17 protein-coding genes and 1 pseudogene are annotated in these 21,474 nt (G+C 54.7%); 10 read left to right on the top strand and 8 right to left on the bottom strand.

Annotation, left to right across the window (positions count from 1 at the left end; genetic code table 11):
• Positions 1–55: 55 nt before the first annotated feature.
• Positions 56–1,045, top strand: coding sequence for a 2-hydroxyacid dehydrogenase (locus V6940_RS15220; protein WP_185666096.1), 990 nt, complete (start codon positions 56–58; stop codon positions 1,043–1,045).
• A 782-nt stretch (positions 1,046–1,827) separates the two neighbouring features.
• A complete protein-coding gene (gene hslJ, locus V6940_RS15215; RefSeq protein WP_333496431.1) occupies positions 1,828–2,268 on the top strand; it encodes a heat shock protein HslJ in 441 nt (146 codons plus the stop codon).
• Between the two features lie 3 nt (positions 2,269–2,271).
• On the opposite strand, the gene V6940_RS15210 is transcribed toward hslJ, so the two are convergent.
• Positions 2,272–2,538: a putative hemolysin gene (locus V6940_RS15210; RefSeq protein ID WP_333496430.1), complete on the bottom strand. Its 267-nt coding sequence runs from the start codon at positions 2,536–2,538 to the stop codon at positions 2,272–2,274.
• Positions 2,539–2,846: 308 nt separating this feature from the next.
• Here V6940_RS15210 and nifJ point away from each other — a divergent pair, with 308 nt between their 5' ends.
• Positions 2,847–6,374 (top strand): pyruvate:ferredoxin (flavodoxin) oxidoreductase, encoded by a 3,528-nt coding sequence (nifJ, locus tag V6940_RS15205; RefSeq protein ID WP_333496429.1) that lies wholly within the window; start codon positions 2,847–2,849, stop codon positions 6,372–6,374.
• A gap of 754 nt (positions 6,375–7,128) precedes the next feature.
• Positions 7,129–8,283, top strand: coding sequence for a porin OmpC (ompC, locus tag V6940_RS15200; protein WP_333496428.1), 1,155 nt, complete (start codon positions 7,129–7,131; stop codon positions 8,281–8,283).
• A 57-nt stretch (positions 8,284–8,340) separates the two neighbouring features.
• Here the strand turns inward: ompC and V6940_RS15195 are convergent, their stop codons facing one another.
• Genes V6940_RS15195 through V6940_RS15185 form a run of 3 tightly spaced genes read right to left on the bottom strand, consistent with a single transcriptional unit; the run spans position 8,341 to position 10,101 of the window.
• Entirely contained in the window at positions 8,341–8,625 is a 285-nt protein-coding gene (locus tag V6940_RS15195) for a heavy-metal-associated domain-containing protein (protein ID WP_035895277.1), read from the bottom strand.
• Complete coding sequence (locus V6940_RS15190; protein ID WP_115074230.1) at positions 8,622–8,978, bottom strand: hypothetical protein; 357 nt, start codon at positions 8,976–8,978, stop codon at positions 8,622–8,624. The genes V6940_RS15195 and V6940_RS15190 overlap by 4 nt, the downstream gene beginning before the upstream one ends.
• A complete protein-coding gene (locus tag V6940_RS15185; RefSeq protein WP_333496427.1) occupies positions 8,956–10,101 on the bottom strand; it encodes a transglutaminase-like domain-containing protein in 1,146 nt (381 codons plus the stop codon). The genes V6940_RS15190 and V6940_RS15185 overlap by 23 nt, the downstream gene beginning before the upstream one ends.
• Before the next feature lie 227 nt (positions 10,102–10,328).
• Between V6940_RS15185 and V6940_RS15180 the strand changes: the two genes are divergently transcribed.
• On the top strand, positions 10,329–10,868 hold the full coding sequence (locus V6940_RS15180; protein WP_333496426.1) for a DUF2058 domain-containing protein: 540 nt from the start codon (positions 10,329–10,331) through the stop codon (positions 10,866–10,868).
• Between the two features lie 51 nt (positions 10,869–10,919).
• Here the strand turns inward: V6940_RS15180 and V6940_RS15175 are convergent, their stop codons facing one another.
• Positions 10,920–11,618, bottom strand: coding sequence for an RluA family pseudouridine synthase (locus V6940_RS15175; RefSeq protein ID WP_333496425.1), 699 nt, complete (start codon positions 11,616–11,618; stop codon positions 10,920–10,922).
• A 75-nt stretch (positions 11,619–11,693) separates the two neighbouring features.
• Here V6940_RS15175 and V6940_RS15170 point away from each other — a divergent pair.
• Together V6940_RS15170 and ttcA are read left to right on the top strand one after the other, a co-directional pair.
• Positions 11,694–11,824: pseudogene (locus V6940_RS15170) on the top strand (site-specific integrase); the annotation flags it as partial.
• Between the two features lie 46 nt (positions 11,825–11,870).
• Positions 11,871–12,806 carry a tRNA 2-thiocytidine(32) synthetase TtcA gene (gene ttcA / locus V6940_RS15165; RefSeq protein WP_333496424.1) on the top strand — a complete coding sequence of 312 codons (936 nt, stop codon included), beginning with the start codon at positions 11,871–11,873 and terminating at the stop codon, positions 12,804–12,806.
• Positions 12,807–12,854: 48 nt separating this feature from the next.
• On the opposite strand, the gene dbpA is transcribed toward ttcA, so the two are convergent.
• From dbpA to V6940_RS15150, 3 genes are all read right to left on the bottom strand, one after another.
• On the bottom strand, positions 12,855–14,228 hold the full coding sequence (dbpA, locus tag V6940_RS15160) for an ATP-dependent RNA helicase DbpA (RefSeq protein ID WP_220439795.1): 1,374 nt from the start codon (positions 14,226–14,228) through the stop codon (positions 12,855–12,857).
• A gap of 333 nt (positions 14,229–14,561) precedes the next feature.
• Positions 14,562–15,545: a zinc transporter ZntB gene (gene zntB / locus V6940_RS15155; RefSeq protein WP_220439796.1), complete on the bottom strand. Its 984-nt coding sequence runs from the start codon at positions 15,543–15,545 to the stop codon at positions 14,562–14,564.
• A 191-nt stretch (positions 15,546–15,736) separates the two neighbouring features.
• The gene (locus V6940_RS15150; protein ID WP_333011737.1) at positions 15,737–16,906 is read right to left on the bottom strand and encodes a methyl-accepting chemotaxis protein; all 1,170 of its coding nucleotides are present in this window, start codon (positions 16,904–16,906) and stop codon (positions 15,737–15,739) included.
• Between the two features lie 364 nt (positions 16,907–17,270).
• Between V6940_RS15150 and V6940_RS15145 the strand changes: the two genes are divergently transcribed.
• The 3 genes from V6940_RS15145 to V6940_RS15135 all read left to right on the top strand — a co-directional run bounded on the left by V6940_RS15145 (position 17,271) and on the right by V6940_RS15135 (position 21,403).
• Positions 17,271–19,409, top strand: a complete 2,139-nt coding sequence (locus tag V6940_RS15145) for a putative bifunctional diguanylate cyclase/phosphodiesterase (protein WP_333496423.1) — start codon at positions 17,271–17,273, stop codon at positions 19,407–19,409.
• Between the two features lie 133 nt (positions 19,410–19,542).
• Entirely contained in the window at positions 19,543–20,394 is an 852-nt protein-coding gene (locus V6940_RS15140) for an aldo/keto reductase (RefSeq protein ID WP_333496422.1), read from the top strand.
• A gap of 19 nt (positions 20,395–20,413) precedes the next feature.
• Complete coding sequence (locus V6940_RS15135) at positions 20,414–21,403, top strand: aldo/keto reductase (RefSeq protein WP_333496421.1); 990 nt, start codon at positions 20,414–20,416, stop codon at positions 21,401–21,403.
• Positions 21,404–21,474 lie beyond the last annotated feature (71 nt).

The following is a 21,474-nucleotide window of genomic DNA, read 5'->3' as shown; positions in this document are numbered from 1 at the left end:
GTAAGATTTTTTGAATTGTGCTAAATTAACGCCAAAATCATTGGAGAAAAGTCTTATGAAAATCGCCGTTTACAGCACCAAGCAGTACGACAAAAAGTACCTGCAAAATGTTAATGAGACATATGGCTTTGAACTCGAATTTTTTGATTTCCTGCTGACGGAAAAAACCGCAAAAACCGCCCACGGCTGTGAAGCAGTTTGTATTTTCGTCAACGATGACGGCAGCCGTCCGGTTCTGGAAGAGCTGAAGAGAATCGGCGTGAAGTACATTGCGCTGCGCTGTGCGGGCTTTAATAACGTCGACCTCGATGCGGCAAAAGAGCTGGGGCTGCGCGTGGTTCGCGTTCCGGCCTATTCGCCGGAAGCCGTTGCGGAACACGCTATTGGCATGATGATGACGCTCAACCGTCGTATTCACCGTGCTTATCAGCGTACCCGTGATGCTAACTTCTCGCTGGAAGGTCTGACCGGCTTTACCATGTTTGGTAAAACCGCTGGGGTGATCGGTACCGGTAAAATTGGCGTTGCCGCCCTGCGCATCCTGAAAGGTTTTGGTATGCGTCTGCTGGCGTTTGACCCGTACCCAAGCGCGGCGGCGCTGGAACTGGGCGTAGAGTACGTTGACCTGCCGACGCTGTTCGCCGAGTCGGACGTTATCTCGCTGCACTGTCCGCTGACCGCAGATAACTATCATCTGCTCAACGCCAGCGCGTTTGAGAAGATGAAAGACGGCGTGATGATCGTCAACACCAGTCGCGGTGCGTTAATTGATTCTCAGGCAGCGATTGAAGCGTTGAAGACGCAGAAAATTGGCGCGCTGGGGATGGACGTGTACGAGAACGAGCGCGATCTGTTCTTTGAAGATAAGTCTAACGACGTGATTCAGGATGACGTGTTCCGCCGCCTCTCCGCCTGTCACAACGTACTGTTTACCGGTCATCAGGCGTTCCTGACTGCGGAGGCGCTGACCAGCATTTCGGAAACGACGCTGGAGAACCTGCGCCAGATTGATACTGGTGCTGATTGCCCTAACGCTATTGCTTGATGCGTTGTGCCTCCCCTGGTTCAGCTATGATCAGGGAGATGTATTTAGGTTTATCACTCCGTTGCGCTCTCTTCCAGCGCTAGCCATATAAATTGCGCTGACGCGGAGAGCGCGCAAGGGGCGGCCAATCGCCGCCGCCCCCTGCACCCCCAGGCTCTGGCGGCAAAATCGCCACTTCGTGGTTCCCTCAGCTTATCCCTTCCGGCTTCGGGTCGGGCGCGAGTTCACATCCATGTGAACCACGCCCTCAGCCCACATCCCTGTGGGCTGACCCGGCCTACAGGGAACGCTTCGGCGATTTAGACGCCACCCAAAATCGTGCGGTCTTTTAGTTAACAGCAAAAACCAGTCTTTCTGAAACCGATGAGTCCCCGCTGGAAATCGGCGAGACAGAGAATGGAAGACAAGGTCAGGACGCCATGGATGGCGGACTGAGGCGAACCGAGACAGGACGTCGAGTTTCGCCGTGCCGCAGGCTGGAGTTCGTAGGCGAGCGCAGTGCGAAGCACCGATTTCCCTGCGGGGCCGCGGGGATTGTTAAGGGGGATGCGGTTATCCCCCTTAACACGTTCACCGGTGAAGGGTCTTCATATTCCGCCTGACGTATAGTGAACGGAACCCTTCTCCAAACTAACATATCTTCTGCCACTAAGAATTTGACTAATAACGTCAGCCCCCCGCCCGGGAAGCATTTTCCGCCAAGTCCCACAGCCCTCTCCGGCTGTACAGTAACCCCTCAGTAACATTCACCTGATCAATATATTTATAAGAAGTCTCAAGCAATGAAGAAAATGTTATTCCTGCTAGCCGCAGCCGCTCTGCTTTCAGGCTGCGTCTATAACAGCAAAATGTCTACCGGCGGTGAACAGCTCCAGCATCACCGCTTCGTACTGGAAAGCGTGAACGGCAAAACCATCAGTAGCACTGATGCTCCGCTTGACGTGAGCTTTGGTGAAAAGCAGCCGCTGTTGAATCACATTTATCTGTCCGGCGAGATGTGCAACCGCTTCTCCGGAACGGCAAAAATCAGCAACGGCGAGCTAAAAGCATCCGATCTGACGATGACGCGCAAGATTTGTAGCGATGCGCAGCTGAACCAACTCGACGCCACGCTGAGCACCATGCTGCGTCAGGGCGCCCAGGTCGATTTAACCGAACAGCAGCTGACGCTGGCGACGGCCGATCAGACGCTCATCTTTAAGCTCGCCGACCTGGTGCATTAAGGCTTAATAATTACCGCAGCTTCCCGCCGCCAGCGATTGCTCGCTGCAGCGCTTACCGTTTGGCAGCGCGCACATGCCGATGCTGGAGCCATCCAGTTGGCGGGCGGCGGAGAGTGACCCACCGATCATCGCGCAGTTTGCTTCGCCTGAGCTGGACATTGCCGCTCTCATCCCTGGCGTCACGTGCGCCGCCGTTGCCTGCTGGGCAGGTTCACTACTACACGCGGATAATAAAAGCGCCGCACACCCGACAAAAAAAGCAGCTCGCATCACTTCCCTCCGAATCGCAAAAATAGGAACAAACCTATGCATCATAGGCAGCGTAGCGGCGCTCGTCGAGAGAGGAAGCGCGCATTTATGCACCTTAGAAACATTTTCTGGCAATTTTGTGGCTAAAAACATTCGCGTCATTGATATAGACGCGCCCCAAGGACACAAAAGCAAAAATGATTCAGCGCGGGGTTTGCTAAACTTCACCTAACATCATCGACAAGAGCGATGTGTCTATTAAGGATAAATTTCCGGCCTTCGGTACGCCCGTGGGCCACTTTTCTGCGCAATGTAAGGTGTCATAACCAATGATCACAACTGACGGTAATGGTGCGGTCGCCTCAGTGGCGTTCCGAACCAGTGAAGTCATCGCCATTTACCCGATCACGCCGAGTTCAACGATGGCCGAACAGGCCGATGCATGGGCGGGGAATGGGCTTAAAAACGTGTGGGGCGATGTCCCGCGCGTGGTCGAAATGCAGTCTGAAGCCGGTGCCATTGCCGCCGTGCATGGCGCGTTGCAAACCGGTGCGCTGTCGACCTCTTTCACCTCATCGCAGGGTCTGCTGCTGATGATCCCAACGCTCTACAAACTGGCCGGTCAGCTGACCCCGTTTGTTCTGCACGTCGCTGCCCGTACCGTAGCGACTCACGCGCTGTCGATTTTCGGCGACCACTCCGACGTCATGGCTATCCGCCAGACCGGCTGCGCGATGCTCTGTGCCGGTAGCGTCCAGGAAGCGCAGGATTTTGCGCTGATTTCGCATATCGCCACGCTGAAAAGCCGCGTGCCGTTTATTCACTTCTTCGACGGCTTCCGCACCTCCCACGAAATCAACAAAATCGTACCGCTGTCGGATAACACCATTCGCGACCTGCTGCCGCAGGATGAAATCACCGCGCACCGTGCGCGAGCGCTGAACCCGGAACATCCGGTGATTCGCGGGACTTCAGCAAACCCGGACACCTACTTCCAGTCTCGCGAAGCCACTAACCCGTGGTACAACGCGGTATACGACCACGTTGAGCAGGCGATGGCTGACTTCGCCGACGCGACTGGCCGTCACTACAAACCGTTCGAATACTACGGCCATCCGCAGGCCGAGCGCGTGATTGTTATCATGGGCTCCGCCATCGGCACCTGTGAAGAGGTGGTGGACGAACTGCTGACCCGCGGCGAGAAAGTCGGCGTGCTGAAAGTGCGCCTCTATCGCCCGTTCTCCGCGCAGCATTTATTGCAAGCGCTGCCGGAAAGCGTGCGCAGCGTGGCCGTGCTAGACCGTACCAAAGAGCCTGGCGCGCTGGCTGAACCGCTGTACCTCGACGTGATGACCGCGCTGGCGGAAGCGTTCAATCAGGGCGAGCGCGAAACCTTACCTTGCGTGATTGGTGGGCGCTACGGCCTGTCGTCAAAAGAGTTTGGCCCGGACTGCGTGCTGGCTATCTTTGATGAGCTGTCACAAGCGAAGCCAAAACCACGCTTCACCGTCGGCATTTACGACGATGTTACCAACCTCTCCCTGCCACTGCCGGAAAATACGCTGCCATCGCGGGCGCGTCTGGAAGCGCTGTTCTACGGCCTTGGCAGTGACGGTAGCGTCTCGGCAACCAAGAACAACATTAAGATCATCGGTAACTCGACGCCGTGGTTTGCGCAGGGTTACTTCGTCTACGACTCCAAAAAGGCCGGCGGCCTGACGGTCTCTCACCTGCGTGTGAGCGACACGCCTATTCGCTCTGCTTATCTGGTTGCGCAGGCCGATTTCGTTGGCTGCCACCAACTGCAGTTTATCGATAAGTACCAGATGGCCGAGCGCCTGAAGCCCGGCGGTATTTTCCTGCTCAACACGCCTTACAGCGCTGATGAAGTGTGGGGACGTCTGCCGCAGGAAGTACAGGCCGTACTGAACCAGAAAAAAGCGCGCTTCTATGTGATTAACGCAGCGAAAATCGCCCGTGAATGCGGGCTGGCCGCACGTATTAACACCGTAATGCAGATGGCGTTCTTCCATCTGACGCAAATCCTGCCGGGTGACAGCGCGCTGATGGAACTGCAAAACGCCATCGCCAAAAGCTACAGCAGCAAAGGTCAGGATCTGGTTGAGCGTAACTGGCAGGCGCTGGCGCTCGCACGCGAGTCGCTGTTTGAAGTGCCGCTACAGCAGGTTAACGCCACCAGCCCGAACCGCCCGCCGGTGGTGTCCGACGCGGCTCCAGATTTCGTCAAAACCGTGACCGCCGCGATGCTCGCCGGGCTTGGCGATGCGCTGCCTGTCTCCGCGCTGCCGCCGGACGGTACCTGGCCTGTGGGTACGACCCGTTGGGAGAAACGCAACATTGCTGAAGAGATCCCTATCTGGAAAGAAGATCTCTGTACCCAGTGTAACCACTGCGTCGCGGCCTGCCCGCACTCGGCGATTCGTGCCAAAGTGGTCTCCCCGGAAGAGATGGAAAACGCCCCGGCCACCCTGCACTCTCTGGACGTGAAGTCCCGCGATATGCGCGGTCAAAAATACGTCCTGCAGGTAGCGCCTGAGGACTGCACCGGATGTAACCTGTGCGTGGAAGTCTGTCCGGCGAAAGATCGTCAGGATCCAAGCATCAAGGCCATCAATATGATGTCCCGCCTGGAGCACGTTGAAGAAGAGAAAGTGAACTATGACTTCTTCCTCGACCTGCCGGAAATCGACCGCAGCAAGCTTGAACGTATCGATATCCGTACTTCGCAGCTGATTACCCCGCTGTTTGAATACTCTGGCGCCTGCTCCGGCTGCGGCGAAACGCCGTATATCAAACTGCTGACCCAGCTGTACGGCGACCGCATGCTGATTGCCAACGCTACCGGCTGTTCTTCTATCTACGGCGGTAACCTGCCTTCCACACCGTACACCACCGATGCTAACGGTCGCGGCCCAGCGTGGGCTAACTCGCTGTTTGAAGATAACGCCGAGTTTGGTCTGGGCTTCCGCTTGACGGTCGATCAGCATCGCCAACGCGTGATGCGCCTGCTGGACGGTTTTGCCGAACATATTCCGGCTGAGCTGAACGACGCGCTGCACGCCGATGCCACACCGGATGTCCGTCGTGAACAGGTTTCACAGTTGCGCAGCGCGTTGAAAGGTGTCGAGGGTGCTGAAGAGCTGCTGACCGATGCCGACGCGCTGGTCGAGAAATCGATCTGGCTGATTGGCGGCGATGGCTGGGCCTACGATATTGGCTTCGGCGGCCTGGATCACGTGATGAGCCTGACCGAGAACGTCAATATTCTGGTGCTGGATACCCAGTGTTATTCCAACACCGGTGGCCAGGCCTCCAAAGCGACCCCGCTTGGCGCAGTCACCAAGTTTGGCGAGCACGGCAAGCGAAAAGCGCGTAAAGATCTGGGCGTCAGCATGATGATGTACGGTCATGTTTATGTGGCGCAGATTTCACTCGGCGCTCAGCTCAACCAGACGGTGAAAGCAATTCAGGAAGCCGAGTCTTATCCAGGCCCATCGCTGATCATCGCCTACAGCCCTTGCGAAGAGCACGGCTACGATCTGGCGCTGAGCCACGATCAGATGCGTCAGCTTACCGCTACCGGCTTCTGGCCGCTGTTCCGCTTCGACCCGCGTCGCGCTGACGAAGGTAAAATCCCGCTGGCGCTGGACTCTCGCCCACCGTCAGATGCGTTAGCCGAAACGCTGATGAACGAGCAGCGCTTCCGCCGTCTGAACAGTCAGCAGCCGGAAGTGGCCGAGCAGTTGTGGAAAGACGCGGCAGAGGACCTGCAAAAACGCTACGACTTCCTCGCGCAACTGGCCGGAAAGGCTGAGAAGACAACGCCGCAAGAGTAACGATTGTTATCGACAGCCGCCTTCTTTATGAAGGCGGTTTTTTTTGCCCGATACGTAGTTAATTCGACCGATACGATCATTCCCCCGCATCGCCATATTTTTTCATGTAACTCCGAACCGAATACAGAAATGACAGAAACATTTAGTTTTATGCTATCGATCACACTATTTAATCTCGCATGGTTAAATTTCCGCCATCCGGTGTGAGAAAGGTATTCAGCCATCGATTTATTATCTACTTCCAGCCGTTTCTTAACGCATCAAATATACAGCGTCATGTCCGTCTACTTTGTGTTTATTGCCTATCAAAAGTCGCCATCAAATAGCACGATAATGATCTGATGAGAGTGTAGATAGAATTGATTTCACCACCAGCAGACACACGCTGCCACGCCGTAAAAAACACATAAAAACAAAGTAATAAAAAAAGCCCGAATGGCTATTCGGGCTTGTCATTTGAGAGTGACGAATCAATAAAATGACACACGGCAACTTAAATACGTTGTGTGACAAAAAGGCATATAACGGAGATAGCTTACGGCAGCGAATATTCTTTGTATAATTTTTATTTTATATGTTTAGACGATAAATATTCATGAAAATTATCATCGTTTCATGGGAATTATATTCTTTAGATTTTACTCATGTTGTAACAAATGTTATTTACCATCTCCGATAGGTCTCCTTTAGCATTGCCTTACTTCCTCTATTTGAGTGGAAGTGCGCGAATAAAAATACTAAAGGAATAATTTCAATGAACAGAAAAGTACTGGCCCTCGTTATCCCTGCGCTGTTAGCAGCAGGCGCAGCTCATGCCGCAGAAGTTTATAATAAAGACGGCAATAAATTAGACATCTATGGCAAGGTAGATGGTCTGCACTATTTCTCCAGCAACTCTGCACACGATGGCGATCAGTCATATTTCCAGGGCGGCTTTAAAGGCGAAACTCAGATTACTGACCAACTGGTTGGCTACGGCCAGTGGGAATATAAAGTCATGGCTAACCAGACCGAAAGCAATTCCGGTACTGGCTTTACCCGTCTGGGCTTTGCTGGTCTGAAATTCGGCGACTACGGCTCATTCGACTACGGTCGTAACTACGGCGTGCTGTACGACGTAGAAGGCTGGACTGATATGTTGCCAGAACAAGGCGGCGACACCTACACCAGCGCTGATAACTTTATGACCGGTCGTGCGAACGGCGTTGCTACCTACCGTAACAATGACTTCTTCGGTCTGGTTGATGGTCTGAACTTTGCCCTGCAGTTCCAGGGTAAAAATGAAAACCAGAGCGGCGCTGATAGCAATATTGGTACCAATAACCGCGCTGATAGCAATAGCGACGTTCGTAAGGACAATGGCGACGGCTTCGGTATGTCCACGTCTTACGATCTGGGCATGGGCGTTAGCGCGGCAGCGGCATACGCAACATCTGACCGTACTAACCAGCAGATCACCGACTCCAACGCTGGCGGTGACAAAGCTGATGCATGGACTCTGGGTCTGAAATACGACGCTAACAACATCTACCTGGCAACCATGTATGCGGAAACCCGTAACATGACTGCATACGGTGACAGCAACGGTGTTGCCGATAAAACTCAGAACTTCGAAGTGACTGCACAGTACCAGTTCGACTTCGGTCTGCGTCCAGAAATCTCTTATCTGCAATCCAAAGGTAAAGATCTGTCCAACACCACCAGCGATCTGAAGAAAGGCCAGAACGTCAGTGGCGACAAAGATCTGGTTAAATACCTGGATCTGGGCGCAACCTACTACTTCAACAAAAACATGTCCACCTACGTTGATTACAAAATCAACCTGCTGGACGGCAACGACAGCTTCTACGCTGATAACGGTATTGCTACCGACAACATCGTTGCGATGGGCCTGGTTTACCAGTTCTAATGCAACAAAAAACCCGCTGGCAACAGCGGGTTTTTTCTTTTATCAGCCAGCACAGCATCACTGCACCGCGCTTTCTCCGTGAATCTCACCCTTAAACCCGGTTTTGGCTATCGCCGCCAGCAGCTGTTGGTTATCGAAATTCTCCGGCACCACCACCTCCGCCTGACGCGTTTTCAGCGACGCTTTCGCCTTAATCACCCCATCGGTCGTACGTAGCGCCTGATTAATCGAAATCACGCACAGCGGGCAGTTCATCTCGCCGATATCAATGGTGACCAGCTTATCGGCGGCCCAGCCCAGCGGCGTAAAGAGCATCAACGCCAGACATACTGCTTTTTTCATTCCATCCACTCCCAAATCCAGGGCAGAACATAAGGATAGGTGATAAGCGCCAGCACCAGCGGTACCGACAGCCAGTAGAGCCACACCAGCACCCGACGACTCACCACGTTCACGCACACCGGCTTCGACGACAAATGCAAACGCCAGAAACCCCGTGCCATCAGCCCTACTGCGACGACGATCATCGGGAACTGTAGCCAGGACGCGCCGGGAATACCCACCAGCCCCGCTGCCGAGATACCGAACAGCAGATACAGCAGCGGACCAATGCAGCACAGCGTCGAGGCACCAGCGGCAACGATCGCCGCCAGTAGCGTCAGGACGCCGCCCTTAATGCTGTTCGACGCTGACATAGTCGTAGCTAAATGCCGCAGGATCGTAGAAGTTCAGCGGATCGCCATCGACCTCGGCGTACGGGTAGCCCAGGTTGTTAACGTCACCCTGCTCTGCCGCTGGCGACAGCGCGAAATCACGCGCGTGGTTGAAGCCCACCCAGTTCATCTCCCAGTTACCGAACAGGTAGTCGTTCACTGCCGTCACCGCCGGGTCGCCGTTCTCTTTTTTCTCGGTCAGACGCATTTTGGTGACGTCCGCCGGGTCGGCAGGCATCCAGCCGAAACCGGCCAGCCAGAACATCGCGCGACAGTGTTGGCCGCCGCTGACTTTTGCCACGCCCTGCGCATCGGCACTGCCGAAGGCTTTTTTAGAGTAGCCGTCGAGTTTGCGGCTCGCGCCCAGGCGAATCCCGAACATTTCACGCGCCGGGATCCCGACCGCGCGGCACAGCGCCACGAATACGGAGTTGATATCGGTGCATTTACCGCCAAGCTTACCGGTTTTCAGGATCTCTCCTACGTCGCCGGTACCGCAGCCAATCACCGCATCGTCACGGTGCATATGCGTGCTTACCCAGTCATGAATCAGACGCGCCTGCTTCAGCGGCGCTTTTTCGCTGCCGATAATTTTCAGCGCGGTTTCTTTGACCAGACCATCAACGGGAATATGGGGAGTCGCCTGCAGGAACGGTTTGATCTCATCAGGGATCACCGCGCCTTCAACCGGCAACTGCCAGTCGGCAAGACGGTTTTCTTTCAGTACTTCCCAATCGCGAGTTTCAATCTCCATTTCGACCTTGATCTCCAGCGGGCCGCTGGAGGCAGGCCAGGTCACAAACAGGACTTTCGCCCCGTAGCGGTTATTCGCGTTGAGGCTAGCGCTTTGATAGTTGCCGCTAAAGGAGAGGTCAAGCAGCTGCTGGAAGGCGGTATCTTCCGGGATGGGGATCCACAAGTTGACCTTGCCTGAAGAACCCTGTGGGGCCTTAAGACTGTAGGTCTGGGTCATCACGAAACGGCGTGATTTGCCGGAAGACGAGACGGCAGGCTTTGCGACGGCTTCGGTTTTAGCAAAAACCGGGCTCACCAGCCCAAGGGTGGAGAGTGCCGCGGCACCTTTCAGAAAGTTACGCCTTTCCATTGTGTTTCCTTCATCACCAGAAAAAGCTGGCGCTTAACCCCGCACCTGCGGAGGTTGGCCGCTATTATGCGGCTACGCATTCATCGCCACAATAAATAACGGGGCATTAAAGGCGCGAAATGCCAAGCGGACGCCAGACAATGCGCCACTCGAGACCTATAATCTGGCATCGTGACAAAAATTGCGGGTATAATCCTCGCCATTATTCATCCTATTCAGAAGCGAAAATGACAAAACTTACCTTACAAGAGCAGATGCTAAAAGCGGGATTAGTCTCCAGTAAAAAAGTGGCCAAGGTCCAGCGTACGGCGAAAAAATCGCGCGTTCAGGCTCGTGAGGCAAGAGAAGCGGTCGAAGAGAATAAGAAGGCGCAGGTTGAACGCGATAAACTGCTCAGCGAGCAGCAAAAGCAGGCCGTGTTATCCAAAGAGTATAAAGCGCAGGTTAAACAGCTGATTGAAATGAACCGCGTCATGCCGGGCCGCGGCGATATTAGCTTTAACTTTACCGACGGCAGCATCATCAAAAAAATCACCGTCGATAAACTGACGCAGACCCAGTTAATTAACGGGCGTCTCGCCATCGCGCGTCTGGCCACTCAGAGCAATGGTGAGAGCGAGTATGCGATTATCCCGGCGGTCGTGGCGGAAAAAATCGCTCAGCGCGATGCCAGCAGCATTGTTCTGCACAGCGCCCTAAGCCAGGAAGTACAGGATGAAGACGATCCGTATGCAGATTTCAAAATCCCTGACGATCTGATGTGGTAAGCATCACCTCGCCAACGTCTTACCAAAAGCCCTCACGGGCTTTTTTAATGTCTAAAACGGGCTAGCATGACGCGCCTTGACCGCTTCACCACTAACGGGATGAACAAAATTCAGCTCGCTGGCATGCAACATCAGCCTGGGTGCTTCTTCTGCACCTGACATCAGTAATCCGCCATACAGATCGCAACCTAAAATCGGATGGCCCAGTTGCTGACAATGAATACGCAGCTGATGCGTGCGCCCGGTTTCCGGCGTTAAGGTAACTCGCGTCAGCGGCAACTGCGCTCCCTCTTTTCCCTGCTGGAAAAAACGCGCTTCAACCCGGTAATGTGACCGTGCCGGTTTTCCCTGCTGCGGGCAAATTGTCATGCGCGGAAACCGCGCGGGATCCTTAGCAATCGCCGCGTCAATAATCCCTTCGTCATATTCAAGATGGCCGCACAGCAGCGCTGTGTATACCTTAGTCACGCTACGCTGGCTGAACTGCTGACACAGCGCGGCATTCATATCTTTGTTACGTGCCACCACCATGAGCCCGGAGGTGCCAAAATCAAGACGGTGAACCAGCGTACAGCCGGGATAATCTTTTACCAGCCGATAGTGTACTGAATCGACGTTCTGCGGATTCTTACCCGATAGGCTCAGCAACCCGCTGGGCTTATTGATAAGCAGCAAATACGCATCTTCATAGAGGATTTCTATCTCGGCGGAACACGGTGGAGCGATAAAGGTATCAACAATCGTAGGCATCAGGCGACCAGCATTGCGAAGGAGTGAGGATCATAGCGAAATTCTCGCCCTCTGGCGAATCAGCAGCGCTTTATTAGCTCACGCGCAAAACGTGCTGACATTCGTCGCCGTAATCCGTACCATACACGCCACACATTCGCTGATTCGCTATTGACCAGTCAGCGCGAGACAGGTCTTTTATCGCAAATCAAATGGATGGGAAGACGCTGTGTTTGGCCTGAACTTCCATTTAGATTTTTGAGTAACCATTAAATGCAACAAAATCAAGAAATTAGCCAAAAAGAAAAATACAATTTAAACAAGTTACAGAAGCGTCTGCGCCGTAACGTGGGCGAAGCCATCGCTGACTTCAACATGATTGAAGACGGCGACCGCATCATGGTTTGCCTGTCCGGTGGTAAAGACAGCTACACCATGCTGGAAATTCTGCGCAACCTGCAGCAGAGCGCCCCTATCAGCTTCAGCCTGGTCGCGGTCAACCTCGACCAAAAACAGCCAGGTTTCCCGGAGCACATTCTGCCAGAGTATCTGGAGAAGCTGGGCGTGGAGTACAAGATTGTCGAAGAAAATACTTACGGCATCGTTAAAGAGAAGATCCCAGAAGGGAAAACCACTTGCTCACTCTGCTCGCGCCTGCGCCGCGGCATTCTGTACCGCACCGCCACGGAACTGGGTGCAACCAAGATTGCGCTCGGCCACCACCGTGATGACATTCTGCAGACGCTGTTCCTGAACATGTTCTACGGCGGCAAAATGAAAGGCATGCCGCCGAAGCTGATGAGCGACGACGGCAAGCATATTGTTATTCGTCCGCTGGCCTACTGCCGCGAAAAAGATATCGAGCGTTTCTCTGAAGCGAAAGGTTTCCCAATCATCCCATGCAACCTGTGCGGCTCGCAGCCAAACCTGCAGCGTCAGGTGATTGCAGATATGCTGCGCGACTGGGATAAACGCTATCCGGGCCGTATTGAGACCATGTTTAGCGCTATGCAGAACGTGGTGCCATCGCACCTGAGCGATATCAACCTGTTCGATTTCAAAGGTCTGACCCACGGCGGTGAAGTGATTGACGGTGGCGATCTGGCGTTTGACCGGGAAGAGATTCCGTTACAGCCAGTAGGCTGGCAGCCGGAAGAAGAAGAAGGTCAGCTGGATGAGCTGCGTCTGAACGTAGTCGAAGTGAAGTAATCAGCTTGTCGCGTCTCAGGTCAGCACCTGAGACGCGTTCTTCTGCCGTTATTTCAGCAGACGCACACGGCACGCCTTGCCTTTGATTTTCCCTTTCTGCAGCAGTTTCCACGCCTGATGCGCCACGCCTTCGCGAACAGCCACGTAAACATGTGCCGGATGCACGTCAATTTTACCGATATCTGCCCCGACCAGACCCACATCACCGGTTAACGCCCCCAGCACATCGCCCGCGCGCATTTTGGCTTTCTTACCGCCGTCGATGCACAAGGTCATCATTTCTGGCTCCAGCGGCACGATACGCGCTTTACCCGGTTCCGCCACCCAGTTGAGTTTAATCTGCAGCATTTCGGCGAGAATATTGGCGCGCTGCGCCTCTTCCGGTGCGCAGAAGCTGATGGCCAGGCCGCTGTTACCGGCACGCGCGGTACGACCAATGCGGTGTACGTGCACTTCCGGATCCCATGCCAGCTCGTAGTTCACGACCATCGCCAGCGATTTAATATCCAGACCGCGAGCGGCAACATCTGTCGCCACCAGAATACGCGCGCTACCGTTAGCAAAGCGCACCAGCGTCTGATCGCGGTCGCGCTGTTCGAGGTCGCCGTGCAGCACAATGGTGCTCTGACCCGCGGCATTCAGTTCCTCAAAGACCGCCTGGCAATCTTTTTTGGTGTTACAGAACACTACGCAGGACGCGGGCTGATGTTGGCTCAACAGCTGCTGCAACAGCGCGATTTTACCGTGACGCGGCACGTCGAAGAACTGCTGTTCAACGGCAGGCAGCGCGTCTACAGAATCAATTTCAATGGTTTCCGGCGAGCGCTGCACGCGACCGCTGATGGCGGCAATCGCCTCCGGCCAGGTGGCGGAAAACAGCAGCGTCTGGCGAGAGGCTGGCGCAAAGCGAATGACTTCATCAATAGCGTCACTGAAGCCCATATCAAGCATCCGGTCTGCTTCGTCCATCACCAGCGTTTGCAGCGCATCCAGAGAGACCGTGCCCTTTTGCAGGTGGTCAAGCAGACGACCCGGCGTCGCCACAATAATATGTGGCGCATGCTGCAGAGAGTCGCGCTGAGCGCCGAACGGCTGGCCGCCACACAGCGTCAGCACTTTAATGTTCGGCAGATAACGGGCCAGGCGACGAATCTCACCGGCGACCTGGTCGGCCAGTTCACGGGTGGGGCACAGCACCAACGATTGGGTCTGGTAGAGACCGGCGTCCACGTGTTGCAGCAGGCCAAGACCAAATGCAGCCGTTTTACCGCTGCCGGTTTTCGCCTGCACCCGCACGTCCTTTCCCGCAAGGATAGCCGGCAGCGATGCCGCCTGTACCGGGGTCATTGAGAGATAGCCCAGGTCATTGAGGTTTTCGAGCTGGGAGGCTGGGAGGATGTTCAGGGAGGCAAAAGCGGTCACGGTGTAGTTCTCACGAATTAGGGGCTGACGTTCAGCAGGCGCGTATCCTCGCAGATCTCGCCGCGGGATGCGACAACTAATCAACGAGTGTAGCCAGGGTAGCGGAAAAAAAGATAAAAAAAAGCCGACTATTCTAAGCCGGCGTCGTACGAATCAATTGTGCTATGCAGTAATTCAAAAAAAGGAAGTAAGACAATATGGAGCGCAACGCCCATCGCTTGACGTTGCATTCACCTGCAGGAACGATATTGCCTCGATTGGGGTGCTGGTTTATTGACCTCGCTCAAATTAAGTCGCGTTATTGGCGCTTAATGGAATAAAAAAGATGACTTTTTACAACCATTTACTGCGATGTAACCACCACGTAACACCACCAATGAGTACTACCAGCATAATACAGAAGAGGGAGAAGCCCAGATGCGATCCGCCGCCGGGAATACCCCCAAGGTTGACCCCAAACAGCCCGGTCAGGAACGTGCTGGGTAAAAACACCATCGCCATCAGCGACATGGTGTAGGTGCGCCGTGAGAGCGACTCCTGCATCATCTGCGCAATTTCATCGGTCATTACCGCCGTCCGCGCAATGCAGCCATCAATCTCATCCAGCCCACGACCCAGACGATCGGCGATATCCTGCATCCGGCGGCGTTGATCATCGGTCATCCAGGACAGGCGCTCGCTGGAGAGCCGGGCATAGACATCCCGTTGCGGTGCCATATAGCGACGCATCACAATCAGCTGTTTACGCAGCAGCGCCAGGAAGCCACGTGGCGGCACCTCCTGCTCCAGCAGGCTGTCTTCCAGATCGATAATCTTGTCGTGCAGCTGTTCGATAAATTCACTGGCATGGTCGGTCAGCGCGTCGCAGACATCCACCAGCCAGGAACCGCAGTCCGTCGGCCCGCTGCCGTCCTGAAGATCGCTGACCACATCATCTAGTGCCAGCACTTTTCTCTGCCGCGTGGAGACGATCATGCGTTCATCTATATAGAGCCGCATTGCCACGAGCTGGTCAGGACGTTCGTCGGTACTACCGTTGATGCAGCGCAGCGTGATTAGCGTCCCTTCGCCTAAACGGCTGACACGCGGGCGGAGGCTTTCGCCAGAGAGCGCATCGCGGACCGTGTTGGGCAAGAGCGGCGTGGTTGCCAACCATTGCGCACTGTCGGGGTGGGTGTAGTTCATGTGTAGCCAGCACGGGTTCTCTTTGCTGACGGTTTCATCATCGGTCAGGGGCCTTACGCCACCCTGCCCGTCAAGCATCCACGCGAATACCGCATCAGGTACGTTGAGATCAGATCCCTTTATGGCTTCCACTTCGCCTCCGGTCAGAACTATTTATCCTGTTAGTCTAGCCATCTGCGTTTGTTAAGCAATATGTGGACGAGGCATCGCGCTGAAATTGTTCATAAAAGGGGGACGGTGAAAGTTACTCAGCAGTAGGCCGGATACGCAAAGCGCCATCCGGCCTAGCCGTTTTTCTGAAAGCGATGAAGCTTTACCCTACGCTAAAACGACTGCCAAAAATCCTTATCATGACTCCCGGCCACCGCTGGCTTAAGTACCGCCGCTCCCGGCGCCGCCTCCACCTTCCGCGGCTCATCCCCGATGCGGAAGTTCTGCGTCCGCGACTGCAGATCGATAACCTGATTTTTCAGAATATCAGAGGACCGCGCCAGCTCCTCCACCACCATCCCGTTACTCTGCGTCACGGTTTCCAGCTCCGTCAGCGCCAGGGTTATCTGATCGATACCTTTCTCCTGCTCGGCGGTCGACACTGCAATCTGCTCCATCAGACTGTTCAGCTCGCCGGATCCGCTCACGATATCCTGCATATTCCGCTCGGCCTCGGCGACAATATTAGCCCCCTGCGTCACGTTATCGCTGGTTACACTAATTAAGGTCTTAATGCTCTTCGCCGCCTCGGCGCTGCGGTGCGCCAGATTCCGCACTTCTCCTGCCACCACCGAGAACCCTTTACCGTGGTCGCCTGCCCTCGCCGCTTCTACCGCCGCGTTCAGCGCCAGAATATTCGTCTGGAAGGCAATCCCATCAATCATGGCGATGATTTCCGTCATCTGTCGCGCACAGTCGGTGATCGACTGCATGTTCGTCGCTACCTCTCCCATCAACTCCCCGCCTTTACGGGCGCATCGGGTAGCTTCACCCGCCCGCTCGCTTGCCAGACGGGTGTGCTCGGCATTGTTTTTGGTCCCAGCCCCAATCTCCTCCATGCTGGATGCGGTATGCATCAGCGTGGCAGACTGCTGCTCGGTCTTCACCGCTAACTCCGCGCTGCGGTTTGCCAGTTGTTCAGACAACGTCATCGCCGTATCGGACGAAGAACGAATCTCCGCCACCAGCGTGGAGATATTATTCGATAAGCTATTGATACCTGGAATTAAGCGCCCAGCACAGTTATTACCAAATATCGGAATACGTACCGATAAATTACCATCATTAACTTCATCAATGCTGCGCTTTACGGCGTTAATCGGCGTAACAAGATATTTGGTCATATAAAGCCAGAGCGAAGCCAGCGCCACCACCCAAACCAGGTTAATGGCTAAATGCAAGAATATATTCTTTGATAATATTAAGCAGATCACATCTACAATAAGGAAAACCGCCAGAATAAATACCAGGATAAACGTTCGGACGCTAATGTTTTTAAACATAATCTTTTCCCCAACACCGTTGTGTCATTTTGTTATATCACCACAAGGGGTATTTTCCAGATTATTTCCATGTTTATAAGGAGTTTAATTGTTAGCAGTGTCAGTTTCACTTTTACCAGACAATTACGCCACCCAAAGTAAAACTAATAACCCTAACCACTAATGAAACACTTAAGCAGCGGTAAAATAAGAATTATATAAAAAAGCAATACTTAACATTCATTGGCATTTCATCAAGGTTTAGCCGTACTTAATTGAGTTCAATTCAGTAAAAAGAGTCGCAGGTTATTGTTATTTCGCTGTGTAAAATTCGGAATTTACTGATAGATTAATTAAACCCCCTTTATGAAAAGGTATGGATTACATGATGCTGCATGCTTCGTGGGACCCGATACTAGTCGGTATTTCATTTTTGGTGGCCTTCATTGCGTCTTTCGTTGCGCTTGATAGTGCTGCAAAAATTGCTGCGTCTAATAAAAAAGCCGCTATCTTCTGGCGCATTACCGGCGGCGCGACGCTGGGTATTGGTATTTGGTCGATGCACTTTATCGGCATGCTGGCGATGAAAATGCCAATGCCGATGAGCTATCACCTTGAGCTCACGGTTATTTCTCTACTGGCAGCCATTATTGCTTCTTCATTAGCGATTAATATCGCGGTTGCAGGCAACACGCTGTCGTTAAAACGCCTCTGCATTGCCACCGCCCTACTCAGCTCTGGCGTCGTCACCATGCACTACGTGGGCATGGCGGCGTTGATGGCCCACGATGATATTGTCTGGAGCATTCCGCTGATTATCGCCTCGGTGGTCATTGCTATCGTGGCCTCCTGCGTCGGGCTGTGGCTGGCCTTCAGCCTGCGGCTCAACAGCAAAGGCGTGCTGTTGACCCGCGTCGGCGCGGCATTCGCCATGGGCATCGCTATCGCCGCCATGCACTACACCGGCATGAGTGCCGCCACCTTTACCGGCCACGGTCATATGACGATGGGCCACGACGCGATGGTCAGCGAAGAAGGGCTCTCTATCTGGGTATCGGTGACTACCCTGCTGCTGCTCGGGCTGATGCTGATGATCTCAATGGTTGACTCGCAGGTGCGTACCGCCCGCCTGACGGAGAATCTACAGCGCCTTAACCAGCAGTTGGAACAGCAGGCCCGCTTTGACGGCCTGACCGGGCTGGCAAACCGCAGCCAGATTGATATGCGGTTGCTGGCCTGTCTGCATCAATCTCGCCTGGCGGGCAGTACGTTTGCGCTGGTGCTGATGGATCTCGACCGCTTTAAGCTGATTAACGACGCCTGGGGTCATCACGTTGGCGATAATCTGCTGGTTTCCGTCGCCAACCGCATGAGTGCCTGCCTTAATCCTAAAATGACACTTGCACGTATCGGCGGTGACGAGTTTATCCTGCTCGCGCCAAACTGCACTGAAGCGGAAATTACCGATATTTGCACCCGCCTGGTGGAGAGCGTCCGCCGCCCGTTCTACCACTCCGGGCAGATCCTACAGATTTCACTCAGCGTGGGGATTAGCCTCTATCCAGGCCACGGTGAAACGCCGCAGGAATTGAAGCTCTCGGCAGATACCGCGATGTATCACGTGAAGCACAATGGTCGTAACGGCTGGGTTTTCTACCATGAGTCAATGCTCGATAGTACCTGGCAGGGGGCGCATTTCCTGCAGGATCTGACCCAGGCACTGGATCGCGGCCAGTTTGAGTTGTGGTACCAGCCTAAGTATCACGTCAAAGAACAGCGAATATACGGCTTTGAAGCGCTGCTGCGCTGGCGACACCCTAAAAAAGGTATCCTGCTGCCCGACGTATTCCTGCCCACGCTACAAAATACCGGGCTCATTGTCCCGGTGGGCAACTGGATAGTCGAACAGGCTAGCCAGCAATTGCATAAGTGGAGCATTGCCGGGCACGACGATTGGACGGTATCGCTGAATATCTCCCCCGTGCAGTTTGAGCAGCAGAACTTTTACGAACGGGTATGCGAGGCGCTGGTACGCCACCACGTCTCCCCAACCCGCTTAACCATCGAGTTGGCAGAAACCACCGCGCTACACGGGTTTGACCGCAGCGTGCAGATTTTCAACGACTTCTGCCGTATCGGCATTACCATCTCCATCGATAACTTCGGCGTGGGTTACTCCAACATGCTGGCGCTTCAGGACCTCCCCGCAGGGGAGCTGAAAATCGATAAGAGCTTTATGAAGGATATGCGGGAAAACAGTAAGCACGTCAAAATCGTCTCGACCATCATCAACATCGCCCACTCAATGAATATGGACGTCGTTGCCGAAGGCGTGGAGACGCAGGAGCAGCAGCGCATCCTCAGCGGGCTGGGCTGTGACGCGCTGCAGGGTTTCTGGTTCTCCGACCCGGTTCCGGCAGAAGATATTGAGACGATGCTGAATAACCTGCCGTTGACCGGCGACCCGAATGCGCCCGCGGCGCTGAGGCGGGATATTTCATCCGGGAAGAAACGGCAGGCCTGAAGTCTGGCGATCGGTTTCACGCCGCTCGCCAACTTATTAATGAATTTTGATCATTACCATTAGTGTATTTCCCCCTCTAATCAAATAAATCCCCACGCGCTATCCTTCTTCTACTCAGAAGAAGGATAACCCCATGCAAACAGTAAAACTGAACAACGGTATTGCGATGCCGCTACAGGGTTTCGGCGTCTACCAGATGACCGATGCTGCCGAGTGTGAACGCGCGGTGCTCGATGCCCTCGAGACCGGCTACCGTTTAATTGATACCGCCGCTTCCTACCAGAATGAAACCCAGGTGGGCAACGCCCTGAAGCGCAGCGGCATTGCCCGCGATGCGCTTTTTATCACCACCAAGCTGTGGCTACAGGGCACCAGCTACGACGGGGCGAAAGCGCAGTTCGAGCGCTCGCTGAACCGCCTCCAGCTTGACTACGTCGACCTCTATCTTATTCATCAGCCCTTCGGCGACGTGCACGGCGCGTGGCGAGCGATGGAGGAACTGCATGAGGCGGGAAAAATCCGCGCCATCGGGGTCAGTAACTTCCAGCCGGACCGGCTGGCCGACCTGATGGCCTTCAACCGCATTGCACCCGCCGTGAACCAGGTCGAAGTGAACCCGTTCAACCAGCAGCTTCACGCCACGCCGTGGATGCAGAGCCGCGGCATTCAACCGGAAGCCTGGGCACCGTTTGCCGAAGGGCGTAACGGCCTGTTTGCGCATCCGGTGCTGACCGCTATCGGTAATAAATATGGCAAAAGCGTGGGCCAGGTCGTTCTGCGCTGGCTGCTCCAGCGCGGCATCGTCTCGCTCGCTAAATCGGTGCGTAAGGAACGTATGGCCGAAAATTTTGCCATCAACGACTTTGCGCTGAGTGCTGACGACATGCTGCACATTGCCGCACTGGATACCGCCACCAGCGCCTTTTTCTCCCATCGTGACCCGGCCATCGTTGAGTGGCTGGCGGCCCGTCAACTCGACGTTTAACGTGATTAAGGAACCCGCAATGCAACAGAGAACCCTCGGCCAGTCTGGCCTGAAAGTGTCCGCACTCGGTCTGGGCTGCATGGGCCTGAGCTATGGCTACGGCCCGGCAACCGATACCCGTCAGGCGGTTGAGCTTATCCGCGCCGCCGTTGAACGCGGCGTGACCTTTTTTGATACCGCCGAAGTGTACGGCCCTTATCTGAATGAAGAAGTGGTCGGCGAAGCGCTGAAGCCGTTTCGCGATCGCGTGGTGATCGCCACCAAATTCGGCTTTACCTTCGGCGATGACAACAAGCAGCAGATTTTAAACAGCCGTCCGGAGCATATCCGCCAGGCCGTTGAAGGCTCGCTTAAGCGCTTAAAAACCGACGTTATTGATCTGCTCTACCAACACCGCGTTGACCCGGAAGTGCCGATTGAAGACGTGGCGGGTGTAGTGAAAGACCTGATTGCCGAAGGCAAGGTGAAACACTTTGGCCTTTCCGAGGCCGGTGCGCAAACCATTCGCCGCGCCCATGCCGTTCAGCCCGTTGCCGCGCTGCAAAGCGAATACTCCATGTGGTGGCGTGAGCCAGAGCGGGAAATTATTCCGCTGCTGGAGGAGCTGGGCATCGGTTTTGTCCCGTTCAGCCCGCTGGGTAAAGGCTTCCTGACCGGAGCCATCACCACCGACACTGCCTTTGGCAGCGATGATTTCCGCAGTAAAGTACCGCGCTTCCAGGCGGAGGCTCGCGAAGCAAACGCCCAACTGCTGACCGTGCTGGGTGACCTGGCCGCCGAACGCGGGATTACCCCAGCGCAGATTGCTCTCGCCTGGCTGCTGGCCCAGAAACCGTGGATTGCCCCTATTCCAGGCACCACAAAACTGCACCGCCTGGAGGAGAATCTGGGGGCGGCCGAGATTGTGCTGGCGGCAAGCGACCTGCAGAAAATCACCCAGGCGCTGGATGCGATTAAGATTGTGGGTGACCGTTATCCGGCGTCCATTCAGGCTCGCGTCGGGCGCTGATTGACCTTCCCGGCGTCGCGATGCTCGGCCGGGCTACGCGACCTCGGGGAATCTCCACGCTTATCGTTCTC

The sequence above is a fragment of the Kluyvera sp. CHPC 1.251 genome, assembly GCF_036759945.1.
GTDB classification, from domain to species: Bacteria; Pseudomonadota; Gammaproteobacteria; order Enterobacterales; family Enterobacteriaceae; genus Kluyvera; species Kluyvera sichuanensis.
The sequence above is the reverse complement of the archived record's forward strand: the minus strand, read 5'-3'. Positions and strand labels throughout refer to the sequence as shown.

Excerpts from the sequence above, each read along its gene's own strand:
- V6940_RS15135 (WP_333496421.1), top strand. The coding sequence starts at position 20,414 with ATGCAACAGAGAACCCTCGGCCAGTCTGGCCTGAAAGTGTCCGCACTC.
- V6940_RS15220 (WP_185666096.1), top strand. The coding sequence starts at position 56 with ATGAAAATCGCCGTTTACAGCACCAAGCAGTACGACAAAAAGTACCTG.
- V6940_RS15175 (WP_333496425.1), bottom strand. The coding sequence starts at position 11,618 with ATGCCTACGATTGTTGATACCTTTATCGCTCCACCGTGTTCCGCCGAG.
- ompC (WP_333496428.1), top strand. The coding sequence starts at position 7,129 with ATGAACAGAAAAGTACTGGCCCTCGTTATCCCTGCGCTGTTAGCAGCA.
- hslJ (WP_333496431.1), top strand. The coding sequence starts at position 1,828 with ATGAAGAAAATGTTATTCCTGCTAGCCGCAGCCGCTCTGCTTTCAGGC.
- V6940_RS15140 (WP_333496422.1), top strand. The coding sequence starts at position 19,543 with ATGCAAACAGTAAAACTGAACAACGGTATTGCGATGCCGCTACAGGGT.
- V6940_RS15180 (WP_333496426.1), top strand. The coding sequence starts at position 10,329 with ATGACAAAACTTACCTTACAAGAGCAGATGCTAAAAGCGGGATTAGTC.
- V6940_RS15185 (WP_333496427.1), bottom strand. The coding sequence starts at position 10,101 with ATGGAAAGGCGTAACTTTCTGAAAGGTGCCGCGGCACTCTCCACCCTT.
- V6940_RS15210 (WP_333496430.1), bottom strand. The coding sequence starts at position 2,538 with ATGCGAGCTGCTTTTTTTGTCGGGTGTGCGGCGCTTTTATTATCCGCG.
- V6940_RS15190 (WP_115074230.1), bottom strand. The coding sequence starts at position 8,978 with ATGTCAGCGTCGAACAGCATTAAGGGCGGCGTCCTGACGCTACTGGCG.
- ttcA (WP_333496424.1), top strand. The coding sequence starts at position 11,871 with ATGCAACAAAATCAAGAAATTAGCCAAAAAGAAAAATACAATTTAAAC.
- V6940_RS15195 (WP_035895277.1), bottom strand. The coding sequence starts at position 8,625 with ATGAAAAAAGCAGTATGTCTGGCGTTGATGCTCTTTACGCCGCTGGGC.
- nifJ (WP_333496429.1), top strand. The coding sequence starts at position 2,847 with ATGATCACAACTGACGGTAATGGTGCGGTCGCCTCAGTGGCGTTCCGA.
- V6940_RS15150 (WP_333011737.1), bottom strand. The coding sequence starts at position 16,906 with ATGTTTAAAAACATTAGCGTCCGAACGTTTATCCTGGTATTTATTCTG.
- V6940_RS15145 (WP_333496423.1), top strand. The coding sequence starts at position 17,271 with ATGATGCTGCATGCTTCGTGGGACCCGATACTAGTCGGTATTTCATTT.